Source organism: Paenibacillus sp. UMB4589-SE434 (assembly GCF_030226685.1).
Classification (GTDB): domain Bacteria; phylum Bacillota; class Bacilli; order Paenibacillales; family Paenibacillaceae; genus Paenibacillus_B.
On the sequence record NZ_JASOYK010000001.1, the window covers coordinates 987668 to 1005823 of the forward strand.

16 protein-coding genes are annotated in these 18156 nt (G+C 41.5%); 12 read left to right on the forward strand and 4 right to left on the reverse strand.

Translation table 11 applies throughout. From position 1 onward, the window contains the following. Nucleotides 1-351: 351 nt before the first annotated feature. The 4 genes from QP775_RS04120 to QP775_RS04135 are packed head-to-tail and all read left to right on the forward strand — an operon-like array spanning nt 352 to nt 4560. On the forward strand, nt 352-1179 hold the full coding sequence (locus tag QP775_RS04120; RefSeq protein ID WP_239331360.1) for a carbohydrate ABC transporter permease: 828 nt from the start codon (nt 352-354) through the stop codon (nt 1177-1179). 57 nt (nt 1180-1236) lie between these two features. Then, nucleotides 1237-2055: a carbohydrate ABC transporter permease gene (locus QP775_RS04125; RefSeq protein WP_275444728.1), complete on the forward strand. Its 819-nt coding sequence runs from the start codon at nt 1237-1239 to the stop codon at nt 2053-2055. Nucleotides 2056-2081: 26 nt separating this feature from the next. Beyond that, nucleotides 2082-3215, forward strand: coding sequence for an efflux RND transporter periplasmic adaptor subunit (locus QP775_RS04130; protein ID WP_285103832.1), 1134 nt, complete (start codon nt 2082-2084; stop codon nt 3213-3215). A gap of 28 nt (nt 3216-3243) precedes the next feature. After that, nucleotides 3244-4560: an ABC transporter substrate-binding protein gene (locus tag QP775_RS04135; protein ID WP_285103834.1), complete on the forward strand. Its 1317-nt coding sequence runs from the start codon at nt 3244-3246 to the stop codon at nt 4558-4560. A gap of 220 nt (nt 4561-4780) precedes the next feature. Here the strand turns inward: QP775_RS04135 and QP775_RS04140 are convergent, their stop codons facing one another. Further along, a complete protein-coding gene (locus QP775_RS04140) occupies nt 4781-5584 on the reverse strand; it encodes a hypothetical protein (protein WP_285103835.1) in 804 nt (267 codons plus the stop codon). Between the two features lie 160 nt (nt 5585-5744). On the opposite strand from QP775_RS04140, the gene QP775_RS04145 reads away from it, so the two are divergent. The 4 genes from QP775_RS04145 (at nt 5745) to QP775_RS04160 (ending at nt 9660) form a co-directional block, all read left to right on the forward strand. After that, on the forward strand, nt 5745-6410 hold the full coding sequence (locus QP775_RS04145; RefSeq protein WP_239331362.1) for a response regulator transcription factor: 666 nt from the start codon (nt 5745-5747) through the stop codon (nt 6408-6410). Continuing rightward, nucleotides 6403-7851, forward strand: coding sequence for a sensor histidine kinase (locus tag QP775_RS04150; protein WP_285103837.1), 1449 nt, complete (start codon nt 6403-6405; stop codon nt 7849-7851). Before QP775_RS04145 ends, QP775_RS04150 begins: the two co-directional genes overlap by 8 nt. Before the next feature lie 294 nt (nt 7852-8145). Further along, on the forward strand, nt 8146-8796 hold the full coding sequence (locus tag QP775_RS04155; RefSeq protein WP_285103839.1) for a TetR/AcrR family transcriptional regulator: 651 nt from the start codon (nt 8146-8148) through the stop codon (nt 8794-8796). 24 nt (nt 8797-8820) lie between these two features. Continuing rightward, nucleotides 8821-9660, forward strand: a complete 840-nt coding sequence (locus tag QP775_RS04160) for a CPBP family intramembrane glutamic endopeptidase (RefSeq protein WP_285103841.1) — start codon at nt 8821-8823, stop codon at nt 9658-9660. Between the two features lie 313 nt (nt 9661-9973). Here QP775_RS04160 and QP775_RS04165 read toward each other — a convergent pair whose 3' ends face one another. From QP775_RS04165 to QP775_RS04175, 3 genes are all read right to left on the reverse strand, one after another. Next, nucleotides 9974-10360 carry a hypothetical protein gene (locus QP775_RS04165; RefSeq protein WP_285103843.1) on the reverse strand — a complete coding sequence of 129 codons (387 nt, stop codon included), beginning with the start codon at nt 10358-10360 and terminating at the stop codon, nt 9974-9976. A 295-nt stretch (nt 10361-10655) separates the two neighbouring features. Beyond that, entirely contained in the window at nt 10656-12191 is a 1536-nt protein-coding gene (locus QP775_RS04170) for an alpha/beta hydrolase family protein (RefSeq protein ID WP_285103845.1), read from the reverse strand. 614 nt (nt 12192-12805) lie between these two features. Further along, nucleotides 12806-13339, reverse strand: a complete 534-nt coding sequence (locus tag QP775_RS04175; RefSeq protein ID WP_285103847.1) for a sugar O-acetyltransferase — start codon at nt 13337-13339, stop codon at nt 12806-12808. Nucleotides 13340-14004: 665 nt separating this feature from the next. Here QP775_RS04175 and QP775_RS04180 point away from each other — a divergent pair. From QP775_RS04180 to QP775_RS04195, 4 genes are all read left to right on the forward strand, one after another. Beyond that, complete coding sequence (locus tag QP775_RS04180; protein ID WP_285103849.1) at nt 14005-14706, forward strand: SMI1/KNR4 family protein; 702 nt, start codon at nt 14005-14007, stop codon at nt 14704-14706. Nucleotides 14707-15570: 864 nt separating this feature from the next. Further along, entirely contained in the window at nt 15571-16140 is a 570-nt protein-coding gene (locus tag QP775_RS04185) for an RNA polymerase sigma factor (RefSeq protein WP_285103851.1), read from the forward strand. Beyond that, a complete protein-coding gene (locus tag QP775_RS04190) occupies nt 16137-17690 on the forward strand; it encodes a DUF4179 domain-containing protein (protein WP_285103853.1) in 1554 nt (517 codons plus the stop codon). Before QP775_RS04185 ends, QP775_RS04190 begins: the two co-directional genes overlap by 4 nt. A gap of 32 nt (nt 17691-17722) precedes the next feature. Continuing rightward, nucleotides 17723-17917: a hypothetical protein gene (locus QP775_RS04195; RefSeq protein WP_285103855.1), complete on the forward strand. Its 195-nt coding sequence runs from the start codon at nt 17723-17725 to the stop codon at nt 17915-17917. Nucleotides 17918-18156: the final 239 nt, after the last annotated feature.

Here is an 18156-nt window from a genome sequence, read left to right on the forward strand (position 1 = left end):
TATCTGACCGCCTAACGCATCTTTATTGGGATGATATTTTGCAAATAATACACCAATCAAGAAGGCAGTACGGTCTTGGACAATTTACCTAGTAATAATGTTACATGACATAACGGCACGATCACAGCGAGAGCAGCACGACACATACCCTATTCGAAATATGGTTACCGCAAGCTGAAGCAACTTTAGGAAAATTTAATAATTACCCTATTTCTTTTTAATAAGTTTCACCTATCCTTGTCGTAGCAGGAAGGGGCACACGATTGAAAAAGAAATGGGGTTTTTGCTGTGGATATATTTAGAAAGACCAGTAAAAATAAATGGATTCGAAGTGATTGGGCGGCTGCCTGGATGTTTCTCACACCAAGCTTGATCGGATTCGCCTTGTTTTATCTGATACCATTTGCTACCGGTGTTGGGTACTCCTTGATGGATAGCACGATCGATGGCCAATTCGTTGGCTTGGATAATTATAATACGCTGCTGGAAAGCGATTCCTTTCGCAAAGCAGCGTCCAATACCTTCTTGTTCACTGTTGTGACGGTTCCAGTCATCATTGCGATATCTCTTGGCTTAGCCATGCTCCTAAATCAGAACATTTATTTTCGTAACATGCTACGAACTGCTTATGTAATGCCGCTTGTCGTTCCTGTCGCATCCATTGTTGTCATTTGGCAGATTCTATTTGATTGGAACGGTTCGCTGAATGCAATGCTCCATGTATTTGGGATCGAACGTGTGGATTGGATGAAGACAAGCGCTGCGAGAAATGTTGTGATGGTCGTGTATTTATGGAAGAACGTTGGATATAACATGATTTTATTCTTGGCAGGACTGCAGCAAATACCTAAAGATTATTACGAAACCGCCGACTTGGAAGGCGCGGGGCGTCTCCGGCAGTTCACGAGCATTACGCTTGTTTATCTAACATCTACGATGTTCTTCGTCATCATCATGTCCATTATCAATTCGTTCAAAGTATTCAGGGAAACGTACCTGATTGCAGGAGATTATCCCCATGACAGCATATATATGCTTCAACACTATATGAACAATACGTTTATGTCGCTCGATATTCAGAAGATAACTGCAGCAGCAACCATGATGGTAGGGTGCATCTTGTTCATCGTGCTCCTATTATTTGCGATTGAACGAAGGTTCCGGCAGTTTATGGAGTAGCAGGAGGTGAGACAAGTGCAAAAAACAAATTGGTGGCAAAAAGCAGTACTCACGGGTATGTTATCGCTCATAGCGCTAGTATTGCTGTTCCCAATCGTGATTACGTTCACAAATTCATTAACGACTGCCAAAGAAATCAACATCAATTACGAAGCGATTGGGAAGCTGAACTCAACGGGATTCGTCAATTTGAAGCTGCTGCCAGATTTCGTGTCTTTTGAACAGTATTATAAAGTTTTAGTAGAGAACACTAGATTTCTGATGATGTTCTGGAACTCCGTCTTCATGGTCGTACCAATTATTGCAGGACAGACGCTGATTGCGGCGTTAGCTGCTTATGCATTCTCTAAGCTGCGATTCCCAGGACGGGACAAGTTGTTTCTGGTCTATGTATTGACGATGCTTATGCCGTTCCAAGTGACGCTCGTACCCAACTATATTATGGCGGACCGCTTGGGGCTGTTGAACTCTCCTAGCGCGATTATTCTACCAGGTGTTTTCGCAGCATTCGGCGTGTTCATGCTTAGACAGTTTACGATGAATATTCCGTATGCCTACATCGAAGCTGCCAAAATGGACGGTGCCGGACATCTTCGGATATTTTTGCGGATTATTATCCCGATGATTCAGCCAGGAATCGCGGCGCTTGTCGTTCTATTATTCGTCGATTACTGGAATATGGTGGAGCAACCGTTGATCTTCTTAGACGATCCGTTTAAGCAACCGTTGTCCGTTTTTCTATCGCGAATTAATCAGGAAGAGCAAGGCGTTGCTTTCGCGGCATCTATGCTCTACATGACACCCATGGTGCTGTTATTTCTATATGCGGAGTCTTATTTTATCGAGGGCATTCAACTATCTGGCATCAAAGGTTAGGTGTACTGGTTAGGGAGGGAACGGAATTGGATCGAAAACGAAAGATCTTATGGATATTTATCTTGTTTATGATAACACTTCTGATTTTTACGCTGTATAGCAACACGCTGCAATCACTATCTTTGCCGAAAGTAAGAGCAGAGAAAGCAATTCTAGGCAGTATCGAGCATTCGCTCGAGGCGAGCAGTATATTGCAGCCGCTGGCGGAAGTGAAGCTACTTAATCCCGCAGGCTGGAAAGTTACGGCTATTGCTGTCAAAGAAGGGGATCGTGTGAAGAAAGGGCAGACCTTAATCACCTATGACAGCAAATTAACGGAACGAGAACTAAAAGACGAGGAAGCGCAATTGGCCAAGCTGAAGTTCGATCTGCAGAACAGTCAAGATCAGTTTATTGCATTCGCCACGGATGGGGACGAAGTGAAGGTGCGCAGCGCCCGACGCGATATCGAGATTCGTAGAATTGATATTGGAGTACAGGAGAGGAAGATTCATTCGCTTAAAGAAAAAATCGAGAACAACAAGAAGATTATCGCCCCTTTCGACGGAGTTATCACCCGATTGAATGCCATTGAAGGGATGGCATCGATGAGTGAGCCGGATGTTCAGGTTGCGAACAATCTTCAAGGATATCGATTAGAGTTCATGATCGATTCATCGCTCCTATCCAGCCTGGGGGTCACGTTGAAAGAGAAGGTGCCGATCGAGATTCGTCCCACCCCTGGTCAGGAAATTAGAAATATTGAAGGGACGGTCTATGAGATCGCTGATGCAGCACCGCGGTTGGATACTTCTTCGAATCAAGAGCACAAGACCCCGACAGCGACAGCACAGAAAATTATTCGTGTGCAAGTGATCGATTCAGAACTGAAAGGGGGGGAACAGGCGTTCATCCAACTGAAGAAACGCTCTTCACAAGAGGGGTTACTGATCTCCAATGAGGCGATTCACCAGGATCGAGAGGGCAAATATGTGTACCGGATCGAACAGCAGAAGGGCGCTCTTGGCAATAATTTTATTGTACTTAAGACCAAGATTCGTTCCAGTGAATCCAATGACAAGGAAACGCTGATCCTGTCATTTGATTTTGACATGAATGATCTGATTATTCTTGAGAGCACAGAGCCGTTACAGAACGGCAATCGCATTCGACTGCAATAACGATTGAGAAGAAGAGAGGAATCATAAGATGAAAAAGAAAATCATGATGGGCATGATGTGTATCTTAATCGCTGCAACGACCGCTTGCGGCAGTGGAGATGGATCTAACAAGGATGCTGCTAGTAAAGCAAAGCGACAGAACAAAGACGGGAAGACGATTGTTACCCTAAGTTCACTTTATGTCTATCCTTACTTCGAGGCGCTGGAGAAGAAATTCGAACAGAAATATCCGGATATCGACTTGCAAATTCAAGCTTATTTGGGCATCGAGGAAAAAATGACGGAAACGGCCATTGAGAAGTATCTTAAACAGATGAATTCAACGATGTTAACAGGGGAAGGCGCAGATATCATTGAAATGAGCTATTTGCCAGTCGAGAAATATGTGTCTAAAAAAATGCTTGTCAATATGAACGATAGGTTAGAAGCCGATCAAACGATAAATAAAAGTGACCTGAACATGAATGTGTTGAATGGAATGAAAATAAATGGAGGTTTGTATTCTGTCCCTTCTTCCTTCTTCGTCGGTACGTTTGTCGGGAATGGAGATGCCCTTGCGAAGACAGTCAAGGTGGACGAGAAGAACTGGACTTGGACACAGTTCGAGGAGGTGGCGCGCAAGTTTAAGGCGAGCAGCCGCAAAGATCAATTCGCCCTAACGAGTTACGCGCCAGAACGATTCCTGCAAATCTTGGTTAAGAATAATCTTACTGATTTCATAGATGCTGATAATCGTCAGGCGAAATTCGATACACCGTTATTCATACAGAGTTTGAAACAAATTCAAAAAATGTACGACGAAAAAATCTTATCGGCAAGTGCAGGCAAGCCGAACAACCAATTATTCTATCATACCTATTTATACTCGCCTTTGGATGTAGCTCAAGTGGCATTCAATTTCTATGCGAATCCGAAATTATTGCCTACCCCGCATACGAAAGAAGATGTGCCTGGTACCACCTTCTTAATACCGAATCAACTTGGCATTTCAGCCAATTCACCAGTTAAAGATGAAGCGTGGAAGTTCATCGCATTCCTTATGTCAAAAGAAGCGCAATCCATGAATGATGGAGAAGGCTTCTCGCTTCTCGCATCCGTCAATGAACAGATGCTTCAAGACATCAAGAAGCGTGTTAAGGACGGTGAGATTACAACGAAAATGACGGATCGCCACTACGATGAACTGAAACAGCTCATTCAATCTGCGAGCAGCTTGGCCCAGGCTGATGATAAGTTGCTATCTATGATTGAAGAAGAATCCAAATCGTATTTCAGCGGTCAGAAATCGGCAGAAGAAGTGGCTAAGTTGATTCAGAACCGTACAACGACTTATTTAAATGAGTAGTTAAGCATCAAATAAATGATAATAGTAAATGGGATGGATCTACCGCGACGCGGTAGGTCCATTTTATTTGTAATTACTTATTGAAATCAATGATGCTATTATCTGGAGTTTGGTTCGATGCTAACATAGAAAACCCGTGAGGCTAATGAACAGCAATCTCACGGGTTATATTTATCTCTTGGAAGTCTCTATGTAGCTTGAGAACCAAGATTTTCTTTGATTATTTCTCTACATGGACAGCAAGGGTTTGGACGCCAAGAATTTCATCGAGTTGTTTTTTCATTTGCTCCTTCGTGATTGTACCTGCTTTTGATTGATCAAAAAGGGCTTTTACCTTTTGTTGAGTAGCATCATCAAAGTGAATCGCTTTTGTTTCTTTCTTCATGTTGTGAGCCGGACTGAAATCTACATCCAAATCGATGCCGAGCTCTTGCAGCTGAGCTTTCACCTGCTCTTTGCTAAGTGTTCCTGTTCTCATTTGCTCAAGAATCGCTTTCGCCTTTTCTTTGGCAGCTTCGTCAAGGTTATCGAATATTGACGAAGTCATCTTTACCATAACGCCATGAGCTGTTTTGCTGAAATTCACATCCATGTCAATGCCAAGCTCTTGCAGTTGAGCTTTCACTTGTTCTTTTGTAAGGGTGCCGGCTTGGGCTTGCTCAAGAATCGCTTTTGACTTTTCCTTGGTAGCGTCATCGAGGTTAACAGGGTTCACTTTTCCAACATTGAATTTGATGCCGTCATGAGCCGCTTTGAAAGCAAAGTCTACATTGACACCAAGTTCTTGCAGCTGAAGTTTGGCTTGTTCTTTCGTAAGCGTCCCTTTCTGCAATTGATCGAAAATGGCTTTCGCCTTGCTTTGAGCCGCTTCATCAAGGTTATTTGCTGCCTTTACCTTAACAGTCGCTGTCAGTAGTTGTCCATTCCCGATAGATTGCGCAGGTACCTCGGCAGCGAATGCGGATCCCAAAGAGGTGAGTGTGAGTACAGCACCTAAAGCAGTTGTGGCTAATGTTTTTTTCATAATTGTCAATCTCCTTTGCGAATGTATTGTTGTTTACGATCTCATTGTATGACCCTTATCTGGAGTTATTATGAAGATCATGTAGAGTTTTGGTGAGGATTTTCGGTCTCTTCATATAAACTCCAGATAGCACGGCTATACTAATAATAGAGGTGATATCATAATGAACTATCAGATTCTTGTGATTGAAGATGATCAAGAAATTCGGGAATTAATCAAACAATTTTTGATGACCCAACAATATAATGTTGAAGTTGCATCCGATGGAATAGAAGGTATGAAACAATTCAATAAGCAATCCTTCGATTTAATTCTATTGGATGTCATGATGCCTAATCTTAACGGATTCGAGGTCGCCAAGATGATTCGGAATGAGTCCAATGTTCCCATCATTTTGCTAACTGCTTTAGAAGAAGAACAGGATCAATTAAAAGGTTTCGATCTCGGAATCGACGATTATATTACAAAGCCTTTTTCATTTCATCTATTGATACGGAGAGTCGAAGCCGTGTTAAGAAGAAGCAAGGATCAAGGAACGAATAATAGCCTGGTATTCAAGGAGGTTCAAGTAGATTGCAATGCCTATAAAGTATACGTCAACGAAGTTGAAATCCCATTAACGACCAAAGAATTCGAAATCATACAGTTGCTCGTTCAAAATGAGAAAAAAGTGCTCACCCGAGAAAGCATCGTCGAGAAAGTATGGGGATACGATTATTACGGGGATACGCGAGTCATCGATACGCATATTAAAAATGTGAGAAAGAAGTTAGATATACCTTACATTAAAACCGTAAAGGGGATCGGCTACAAAATTGATGACTAAATGGTTGAACATGCTGAAAATGAAGCGTATTACTTATAAGCTGTTTGTGACTACGTCCCTTATTCTGTTATCCTTTGCCGTCCTGATTTATGTATCGCTGTATTTCTTTCTGCCTACCTTTTATCAGCAGTACAAGACGACTCAGCTTCAGACAGGGATCGAAGAAATCATAACGAAATCGAAGGAACTTGATTTGCAATATGGTGTGCTGCTTCTTGATGCCTTTTCCAAAAAAAATAACGCAATCGTCTATCTTCAAAATAAAGAGGGAGCCATCATTTACTCTCCATTTTTTTCTTCAGTTCGCAAAGGCTATTCACTACCGGCAGAAGTGAGAGTCGAAAGAGCAAAACCAATCCTGAATACAAACTCCTTCGATGTCGCCGTGCCTATTCAGTTTATAGATGCGAATTTAGTGCTTGTCGTGTCTGCTACCTTTCAACCGATTGATGAGGCTTCGCAAGTATTAGTACTTTTTCTCCCTTATTTAAGCATTATCGTTATTGTAATCGGCATAGGCAGTGCTTACTTTTACTCAAGGTTTATCACGAAGCCGCTTCTGTACATTAATCAAGGTGCGCAGAAGATGGCGAACTTGGATTTTTCGGAACAAATCGAGGTACATTCTACGGATGAATTGGGGGAGCTGTCTACCAGTCTAAATGAACTGTCAGTGAATTTGCAGCAAACGATGCAAGAGTTGCACAATGCGAATCGGCAGTTAAAGAGCGATATTGAAAAAGAAAGAGCAGTGGAAACAAAACGAAGGGAATTTTTCGCGATTGCAGCGCATGAATTAAAAACTCCTCTTACCGTGATGAAAGGGTATCTGGAAGGAATGATCTATCATATCGGTCCGTATCGCGATCGCGATCAATATTTGCAGAAAAATCATCAGATTGTCGAGGGAATGGAGCAGTTAGTTCGTGAGATATTAAGCATGTCGAAGTTGGAGCGCGATGCATTCAAGCTGCAGCTGGAAGAAGTGAATCTTTCTCAGCTCGTGGATAAAATAACTGCTGATCTTGAATATTTTGCGGCTCAGCGAGAGATTCAGCTTATGAAGCATATTGCCTCAAACATAATGGTTCACACTGATCGTCTAATGCTGGTGAAAGCATGCAAAAATATCATCCATAATGCGATTATGTATTCTCCACAGGGAGAAAAAGTATGCATTCAGCTAACCCGAGATATGCAGGAAGGCAGCATTCAATTTCAAGTCATCAACACGGGCGTGAACATTAAGGAAGAGGACATGCAGCAGATTTTTGAACCCTTCTATCGAGTTGAAAAATCTAGAAATCGCAACACGGGGGGCAGCGGATTGGGATTATATCTTGTAAAGCAGATTTTTGAAGCTCTTGGCATCTCATACTCTATTAACAATATAGAGCAAGGAGTCGAATTTGAAGCTGCCATTCCGATACCAGAACAATGAACGCTTACAAGAAGCGGGCTTTAAAATGGCTACGCTTATTTAATTAACAGATATAAGATAAGGAGCTTTCGAGTATGTGCTCGAAGCTCCTTTTTCTTGTATTCATACACGCTTATTTGAATCATATCCATATAAACTGAGTTTACTTCAGAAGTAATTGTCGTACCGGAGACGGATATCATATATAACTGTAAAATGAGAGTATTCTCATTTTTATGTTGGCATTAACTGTTGTTAGTAGTAAGATAATAATATAAAAGTGAGAGTTATCTCATTTTTAAAAGGAGTGAAACGATGCCAAAAGTAAATGAAGACTATATTCAAAAAAAGAAGACACAAATATTAGATGCAGCCTTTGTGGTATTCCAACGAAAACCACTATATGAAATGACTATGCTAGATGTTATTAAGGAAGCGGGTATAAGCAAGGGGGGGATATATAGGTATTTTGGTGATATTGATGAAGTGATTATAGCTTTACTTAATAGAGAAACAGCTAGAAACAATTATAAGCATAAAATTGATGAGATACTTGCAAGTACAGAGACCACAGTAAGTATAGTCGAAGCTCTTTTTGATTTTCTGGCAAACTATATTCATAACAGTCCAGCTACACTTGGTAAATTTCAATTTGAACTTACTGTATATTTTGCAAATCATCCTAATAAATCGGAAAAGTTTAAAAACAGTCTTACAGAACAGGAAAATGGTCAATATTTCATAAGCACACTTTTTAACGAGATAACGAAAGGAGTAAATAAGGGAGAGCTTCAGACGATCTTTCCGCTAAATGATATCTTTACTTATATTATCACCACAATTGATGGTGTGGTTCATAAAGTTGTATTGCAAAAATGTTATAGTGTCAATGCAAATCGCATTGATGTCATACAGATTTTTAAGATGATATCAAACTCAGTATTACATATGTTAGGGGTTAAATGATTGAATATCCCAGGGGGACTATGTATGAAAAATAAAGAATTAAAAGAGGTTATGATATTTTTCATAATTACTGTTTTCTTAAGCCTGTTTGTATTTTGGGGGCCACTTGCTTTATGTGAAGTTCCAACTATTGGCTTTAATAGTGGGGCAGTTGGACCGGTTTGGGCCATAATATTGTTCATGATGGGAGGCTTTGTCCCTTCGATAACAGGTATCATTCTTACTGCCGTTTTTGAAGGTAAAAAACAAGTAAAACAATTTATGAAAGAAGCATTTCAAGCTAAAATTGGATTAAAGTGGGTTCTGATAATTATTCTAACAGCAGCATATTTTGCTGTATCTTGGATTGTTATCTATTTAGCTTTGGATGGAAACTTTCATTACGCTAAATTTTTATCTGTACTACCTACTATTCTTCCTTTGTTTATACTAGGCCCATTATCAGAAGAGTATGGTTGGAGAGGCTTCGCTTTAAAGAGATTATTAAAAATTGTTAATCCTAACATAGCGAGTTTAATAATTGGGTTAGTTTGGTCTGTATGGCACTTGCCATTGTTTTATATAGTAGGTACTAATCAGCATGAGCAGCAACTGTTATTTTTTACTTTCATGATATCGGTTACGAGCAGTTGTTTCATTTATACTTACATCTATATCAAAACAAATCAAAATTTGTTTACAGCAGTATTATTTCACTGGGCTTACACCTTTTTTTCAGATGCAGCGCACAGTAGTATTATAAGGAGCGATTTATTTAATGTGCTGGAATTTTTCCCAGCACTTCTAATTGGAGTAGTATTTTCATTTTTGTTGCATCGGATCAAGCCGATATTAAAAACTACCAATGCTAGCAATGCAACATGAGGATAAAGTAAGATCGTAAATATAATGGAGAAGTAAAAAAATGGAACGGATACATATTTTTCTTGCTATGGCTGATTGGAATGACAAAATTACGTGTAACGGTCGTGGCAGTTCGGGTGATTTAAGCTAAAGCATTGAACTAATGGGAAATTATATGATCATGTCTGTTATCCCTATAAACAGGTCTGTTTGATCAAATCAAACAGCGACAGTCACGGACTATTTTAATCCATCACTGTCGCTGTCTTCATTTCTAGCAGGTCAAATTCTTAGCTTTTGTGATAAATTTGGTCGATATGATATCAACCTAAGGTCAATTAATGTGATAAGTAGCCGTGATGTGATTGATTGTATACGAGGAAGGCGCTGCAAATTGAATGTAAAAATAACCGTCCTCAGTTGCCGTGAAAATTCTTCCTACGTTGCTGTTAAAGAAAGTCCCGAGATGGTAGTTGGTATTGTCGTACACGGAATAATACGCATAATTGCCTTGTGCATAAATCGTGAGCTGTTGGCCTTTCTTCAAATAGATTCCTTCCAGCGAGCTTAGTTCATTAGGGTGAAGTGCATAGTGCTTAACGAACTGCTGTGTTTGTCGAACATCAGGCTTGGTAGCATCGATAGGTGCAGTGGAAGCATATGCAGGTGATGCTGTAGCGAGGACAACCAGTACAGACATGGACAAAAGCAATTTCTTCATACTGATTCAACTCCTTTGATATATGTTCAAGTAGTATCTCGAAGTTATGTTAAATATAATTCATTATCAGATTCTTGTAAACATATAATTCCGATTTTTATTGTAGGAAATAGAAATGCAGATGGGGTTGTTTAGAACGTTGGGCGACAGGTTAGGGGACACGACAGATGTTCTGAGGGGTATTGCGGGGTATGTACCCTTTGGACCTTATTATCCTTGGGCGATGTGTGCTTTTAATGAACCTAACCAAAAACCTTCCCGGTCATTTACCGAGAAGGTTCCAGTTAGAATTATGTTATTTAGAAGATGCAGATTTGGTTTTGACGTGCTCTCCAATCTCTACCTTTACATCTTCGATCTTGTTTTTCCCATCGAGCAGCTTACTTGGCTTACCCTTTAGGAAATAGTCAAAGAAATCCAATGTATATGCATTAATACTGCTGTGAGTACGATACACGGTCTGTATTCTAGCAGCATCATTCGGTACAGATGGATAGGTAATTAACGGAGTGTCTGAAAATGTACTATGGTCTGCATGACGGAATGATACGGAATAACTAGAGCGTACTGCCTGCTTATAGCGAGAAATCACATGTTTCAACATCTCGGTCATCTTCTTTTCATCCTTTCCTTGTGCTTGTGCAACCTGCTTAGGATCAGTACTTTCTAAATTTTTCAATCCGTCGTAGCCAGCATTCATCAGCATAAATGGACCTGGTATTCCGCTCTCAGGAATCAATTTGCCAAAGAAGCCGCCGTCCATATTGATGCCAGCTTTTACACGATCATCCTGGAGCATCACTTGAGCAGCTGTAGCACCGCCGAATGAATGACCGAGCATTCCAACTCGACTCAGATCAGCCTGCTTCCAAATATGATAGGTTTTCTTCTCTGCAAGTTGTGCTAGGTGATCTAATACAAATTGAATATCTTTCACCCATACTTTGGTGATTAATCGATCTAAGTAAGAGGTATTGTCGTCATTAGCACCGTTGAATTTGACAACTTTTCCGTTAGGAAATGTGGTTACTAACGAATTATATGTATGCTGAACACTTACAACGATGTAGCCTTGGCTTGCTAGTGGCTCTGCAATAAATCGATACGTATCATTTAGCATCCCGAAGCCGTGTGATAAGATGAGTACCGGATATTTTTGTTCCGATTCAGCAATAGGTGCCTTGATCAAAGAATGAGTAGTAGATGATAGCAAGGGTAAAAATTGAGCAGCAGGTACTTTAGAGTAGCCTTCATATGCTTTTGCCAATGATGTTGGATCCGTTGCATAAGGTTCGCGCTTATAAGAGGCGCTTGATGCGTTAGTAGGATACCAGACTTGAATCATCAGCTCACGATGATCCGACTTGTCTGCCGTAAATGTTTCCGGACGAGCTTTGTCTATCCAATGAAAACGATCTGTTCCCACTTTATATGGGCCTTTAAGGGCAGGGAATATTACAGCTGTCTGCTTAGACGAAGTCGTCGGAGCCTTAGATTGTTGGGTAGCAACTGCTGATTGTTGCTCTTTCTGGGATGGGCTGCTTCCAAATGCGTTTATTACGCTATTCCCGATAAACAATGAACACAGCATAATTGTCACTAAAAATTTACGTTTCCCGATAAGCTTTACTTCCATAATGCAACTCTCCATTTCAACAATAGGTTTGTGTGAGTAAATACTTGCTTCCCATGCATTAGACTCTACTACAGCAAATTCCCCTTCATTGGCGGTAAATGTGCTGGAAGTCGAGATGGCTCTATTCCTAGCAAGTGTCTTATGAAGTAGTCCCGTTTCCCGCGGATAAATACGGTACTTCTGAGTTTCTAACATATATGTCGGATGACAAGAAGATGAGGACATTACCGATTGTACGCTTTATGGCGTTCCTAATATGTTAAATCAATATTCATCGGGGATATAAAAATATTCGGCAGCCTCGAAGCAGTTAATAAGTTCCACCTATCCTTGTCGTAGCAGGGAGGGGAACACGATTGAAAAAGAAATTTCAGAACCGTACAACGACTTATATAAATGAGTAGTTAAGCAAAAAATGAATGTTAATAGTAAATGGGATGGATCTACTGCAACGCGGTAGGTCCTTTTTACTTGTAACTACTTATTGAAATCATTGAATTACTGAGATGAGAAAAAGAAGAGCTTATTGCCATTTATGAAGATAGAGTGGCTGCTTATTCAACATTAAAGGAACGATTATCAGAAAGATTCATCTTGGTTATGGGATTCCTGAGGAACCAGTGGAGAACAAAACGGAGAAAATGAAAAGACGTCCTTTGCGGAGGAGCTACTGCTTTAGCAGTACCTTCTCCAGGGCGTCTTCCTTCATGGTCACGGTCAGTATACCAATCCGCTAGGGATCGGGCTGAGACCACATGTAGGTTGTTGTTATATTTCTGAAAGCGATAGAATCACCGATTGGCACCTCACTAAAGGGCTTTTTTCAAAGAGCGGATGACCTTGCACGGATTGCCGACAGCCAAACTATCTGGCGGAATGTCCTTCGTAACGACACTGCCAGCCCCAATCACGCTGTTCGCTCCGATCGTCACGCCTGGCAGGACTATAGCGCCTGCACAGATCCATACATTATCACCGATATTGACTGGATGTGTGTATTCCAATCCCGCTATCCGTTGCTCTACATCCATAGCATGTTCTTCCGTTATAAGGCAGACGTTGGGTGCAATAAATACGTTGTTACCAATTGTAATTTTCCCGCTGTCCATGAGCTTGCAGTTAGCATTGAGAAAAAAATTATCTCCTACCGTGGTATTATACCCATAAGTACAGAAAAGGGGCTGCTCTACAACGCAATTATCTCCGGTCTTTCCCAGCAGCCCGCGAATGGCGATCTCTCGTGCCTCGCGGTCTAGCGGGTGTATATTGTTATATTCGTATAACTTTTTCACGGTATCAGCACGGTCAGCGACAAGCTCAGGATCGCCAGGTTGGTATAACATCCCAGCATGCGATTTTTCTTTTTCGTTCAAAACATCAACTCCTATATTCATAACAGCAAAGGTATTGTAATATAAGGGATGATAAGATACAACTATAATATTGCGCCATTGGCATCATCAAGATCGTGAGACAGAGATGGCCAGATGTGGCTCCGTTATATGCTTCTACAAACCATGATAGACCATTGTATCTGGTCAATAAGGTTACACCCTCTTTTATTGTTCATCTCCTCTTAGTACCACCCTGAACCTCTTTTTGCAAACGTAGGATAGACTTGGCGCACTTGATAATACTTCGATCTCTCAGCGCATCCCGTAAATCCGAATGGTCTCTTGGGCGTCAAAGTTAGATCGGTGGAATGGTTCGTGAGCACTCGTTCTTCTTGAAACGATGACAGCCAAACACAACCATCACCAGGATGCCAGGGGCAAGCCCGAAAACCGGTAGTCATGCGTCACACCGTCTTATATTCACTCCTGATGGTTTCTCCCGAAGGGTAAGCCGCCGCCGCTACCGCAGACTTGCCCTTACCGCGGTTGATGATGATAGATAGCCATGGTCGCGCTCCTTTCCATGCCAATCTGCACAATGATTTTCTGTGATATTTAATAACGAGTTCGCGTTTGCTATACTGATAGCAAATAGCAGGCTTTGGGAGGATAGTATGAACGAATTAGAGCAAATTGAACAGAAGTACAATTTTACATACCCGAAATTATATAGACAGTTGTATTTAGACGGTATGTTGGATTCGGGCGGAGAATATGGGCAGGATTGGTACGAAAAGTATTATGCTAAATTATCCCATAACCCGCCTATGCTGTTTTTCGGCTTTGACTTTGAGTTGCTAAAATGGAACAGAATCGTTGAAGAAATCGAAGCATTCAAAGACCCCGACGATTATCGTCAGACGAAACCAGAGTTTCAGTTTGTTCCATTTGGTCGACAAAAAAGCGGAGATTTGTATGTGTTCCAATTTGATAAACAAAACGGTGAGGATGTACCTATTACGTTGATTTATCACGATGATATTACCGCTGTTGTTTTGGCGAAAAATTTACAGGATTTTATTTTTAGGGACTTGCTTGAAGATTTAACGAATATGAAGTATTCCAATACAGCAAGTGGCGATTTGAAAGTCAATTCTGCCAACATATTAAGAACACACCGAAAGTATTTGAAGCATAGTCAAGTTGCAAAGTTGGAAGAAATATATGGTAGAGATGTTTTTGAATACATAGAAACGACCTCAACGGGGCGCGAGCTGCCACTGGAAGGGGTAATCTCAAACGATGAATTAAAACAAGTGTTAAAACAGGAGATTAGTTTCGACGCGCTCGACAACGAGTTTGAGTATTGCAATTAATAGACACGCACAAGACGTCAGCACATCTACGGGCTGACGTCTTTTTGTCTCTTCGATTTGGTTTTCTGAATTATCCATACCCCATAGTTCAGATGTTTTGCATTCCCCCCAGATATTGCAAAAATTGACCGCTTCCACACAGCGAAGCGTTCTTCGTTAAATGTTCATTCTCTAAGTAACGGGGAGCAATTCATTAATATTGATTCGAAGAAACCGGAACGTTTTATGATGTCATTTTATTGGGATTCCAACGATACCTTGCTTCAAAGCTATATATAAATGGAAATTTATCGATTTGAGTTCGATACTTAGGGAAAAACAATACCACATGGGACCCGAGTCAATACGCGTGGATAAAGAAACCTATCGATTCGTGAGCAGACCCTATCAGGGCAATTTGCCAGTAGTCGAGGAGCTGCCTAACACACCTTTGAAAACAGTTCAATAATTTACGGAAATTTCTGCCGAGGCGTAATATTAAATCGGTTATTATGGAGTGTTAGTATCTATTGTATTTTACCCTAAACGAGATGCCTAAGTTTAGGTTTCATCATTTAAAAAACCAACAGGAAGTTCACCTCTGAAAAGAGTAGCAGAACATATTTATACGAAGCTCAATATAGAGATAATGTATAAAATGGGACATTGAAGTTACCAGGGAGGGGCCCGATCCTGCATGTTTTTTATGCTTCGAACGATAATGTTCGTGAATCAGTGCCTTCGCACAGAAAGATTCATGTAAGTTCTTTGTTTACCCCGATGCGCTATGAATAATTTTTTTGAAGTTTTTCGAGAAATAATTGAACCGAAATCCGGTTCTTTACGCCTTATCTATATAGAGACAAATGTGAGAGGGGAGACATCATGGAAGTGGAAAACGAACAGCGGCTAATGGATGAGATTAGGCAGGGGAATAAAGACGCTTTCCGGACGTTGGTGAATCCGGTGATTCCGAAGGCTTATCGGACCGCATATATGATGCTGCAATCCAAGCCGTTAGCGGAGGAAGCGGTACAGAACGCACTAATTGAATTGTATTCGACGATCGTGAGCGGCAAAGAAATTAACAAACTTCATGGTTGGTTTAGTCGGTTGCTAGCTAACCGGGCGATTGATATCGCGAGGAAAGAGCAGGGGAATAAAATTACCGTTGATATCGATGGCATGGAGATTCAGGACGCAGCTTCTACACCACTTGAAAATTTGCTCATGAAGGAACAGTCGGAGCGGCTGTTCGAGTCGATCGTTACACTGGAACTACATCAGCGGATCGTAGTCGTGTTGTATTATTTTCATGAACTAAAGATTGAGGAGATCGCCACTCTTCTAGATATAAAAGAAGGTACGGTCAAGTCCCGACTATATCATGCCAGGCTAAAACTCAGCGCTGTGCTTCAACGGGTGCAAGGGCAGGCAAAGGAGCTGACGATATGAGTAGAGAATGTGATACGGATTTGAAAGCAGGCTTAGCGCAAGCGCTAGCAACGATTTCGGTACCCCAATCATTATTTCAATTCGCGGAGGAACTTCCCGGCAAATTTGATCGAGGCGAACTGGAGCTGGATGGAAATCCAAAGATCGAATCGCAACCGATTGGATCTAGACGGTCCAAGCGACAGAAGATTCCTGTCATCTTCAAAGGCACGGCAGCGGCGGTGATCTTAGTGGTAACGTTCTTTGCAGGTGTGACCATGTCTCCTGCTTTTGCTTCGCTCGTCAGAGGTGTGCCTGGCATCGATATCGCTATCGATTGGCTGAAGCATATACGGGAGCAAGACGGTGTCCAGACGGCGATGAACCACGACTACATACCGATCGATCCGGTGACGATGAAGAGAGACGGCACGATCATTACGATCAGCGACATCTATCTGACAGAAGAGGAGCTGCTGTTCAAAAGCTTCATTCAGACTGACTCATTCGATTTAACCGATGAGAGCAGTCCGGTATCGATTTGGATTTCTCCCCTCAATACCTTAGCTGGTCAAGGATCGACGACCTCTTCGTCTGTCATCACGGCAGCCGATGGCAGCGGGAAACCGGTGCTTCATGAAACGTATAAGTACCAGTTGTCCGATGGCGTTGTTAAGCAGTTTTTAGTGCAGGGCACCGAACTTGAGCTAGAGGTTACCAAAAGAACTTTTATCGATGAGGGACGTAGATTAGATATACAGCAAATGGGGATTATGAAAGTGTCGATTCAGCCTGACAAGCTGCTGCACAATAAAGTGTTAGAGCCGAAGCAGTCGCTGCCTATTGGTGATTCTGATCTCAAGGAACTGAGCTTGGAAAAGTTGACAATTCAACCGATGACGATGAATCTGATTTTGAAAGGCCCTGAGGGATGGTATTACGAATTTCCGAGAGATGATGAGACTGCCCCGTATTTGAAGGACGATCAAGGCCGGGAGTATCGGTACGATCCTTCAGGCTCCGGTCTATTGTATTATGAGGGCGGACAACTGCAATTGCCGTTCTCATCGTCCGTTTATTTCGAACCGAATGTCCGTTCATTGACGCTTCATATTGGAAGTCTCCGGGTAGGCGAATTCGAGCCAAGCGAAAAGCTGGATTTGCCTTTAAACGGCGAAAATCCGCGTACGATACATTTTAAAAATAAGGAAATCGTTATCGAGGGGGCGGACTACTTGCCTGAAGGGTATCTGCATTTGAAGATCAAAAAAGACAGTCCCGAACAGAAGAGGCTGGAGGGCGTATCTTTTGGCATTGCTCAGGAGGAGAATCTTACAGAGAAATTCGATAATGAAGGAACCGAAGCTTACGATGCTTACAGGAAAAAACAAAGAGAGGACATGAAGTCCTTCCATGTGAACGGCTTCGGCATCGCCGAGGATAACCGCAAGTCGGAACATCTGAACGTCTATATTCCAGCGCCCAAGCTAGACCAGTATACGCTCACACTGTCCCGAACCGGAGATTCCATTACGGTGAACCGTGACTATACGGTTTCGTTGAAACCTTGATCAGCAAGGCCTAAATCAGAAACACGCCTTCAATGGCGTGTTTTTTTGCTATCACATATTTGAATCAATTTTATAAGAAGAAAGATACTGCAAATAAAATCGCTAAGGTTCAACAAGTTATAAGGAAAAGTAAGGAGGAAGAAGGAAAACCAAGAAATGAAGAGTTAATAACGCAGCACGAAGAAATTGATGCAATAGATAAAGCCAGAGAGTTGCTTTTTAGTTAGGCTAAAGGTGTTTTGTTATTATAAACTTTACACAATCATGCCACATTACTATATCCTCCCTTATAGATTGTCCCATAACCGTACTACACGCAAGGCATATGCGCCTCTATTGCGTAACATCCCACTGTTTCTACTTGCGCTCGGCGGTTGTTGATACTGAATTTCTTTCAAAATATCTCTCATTGAATAAAACTGATATACTATTGATAAATGAGGTACTGTGTTGTACGATGTATATG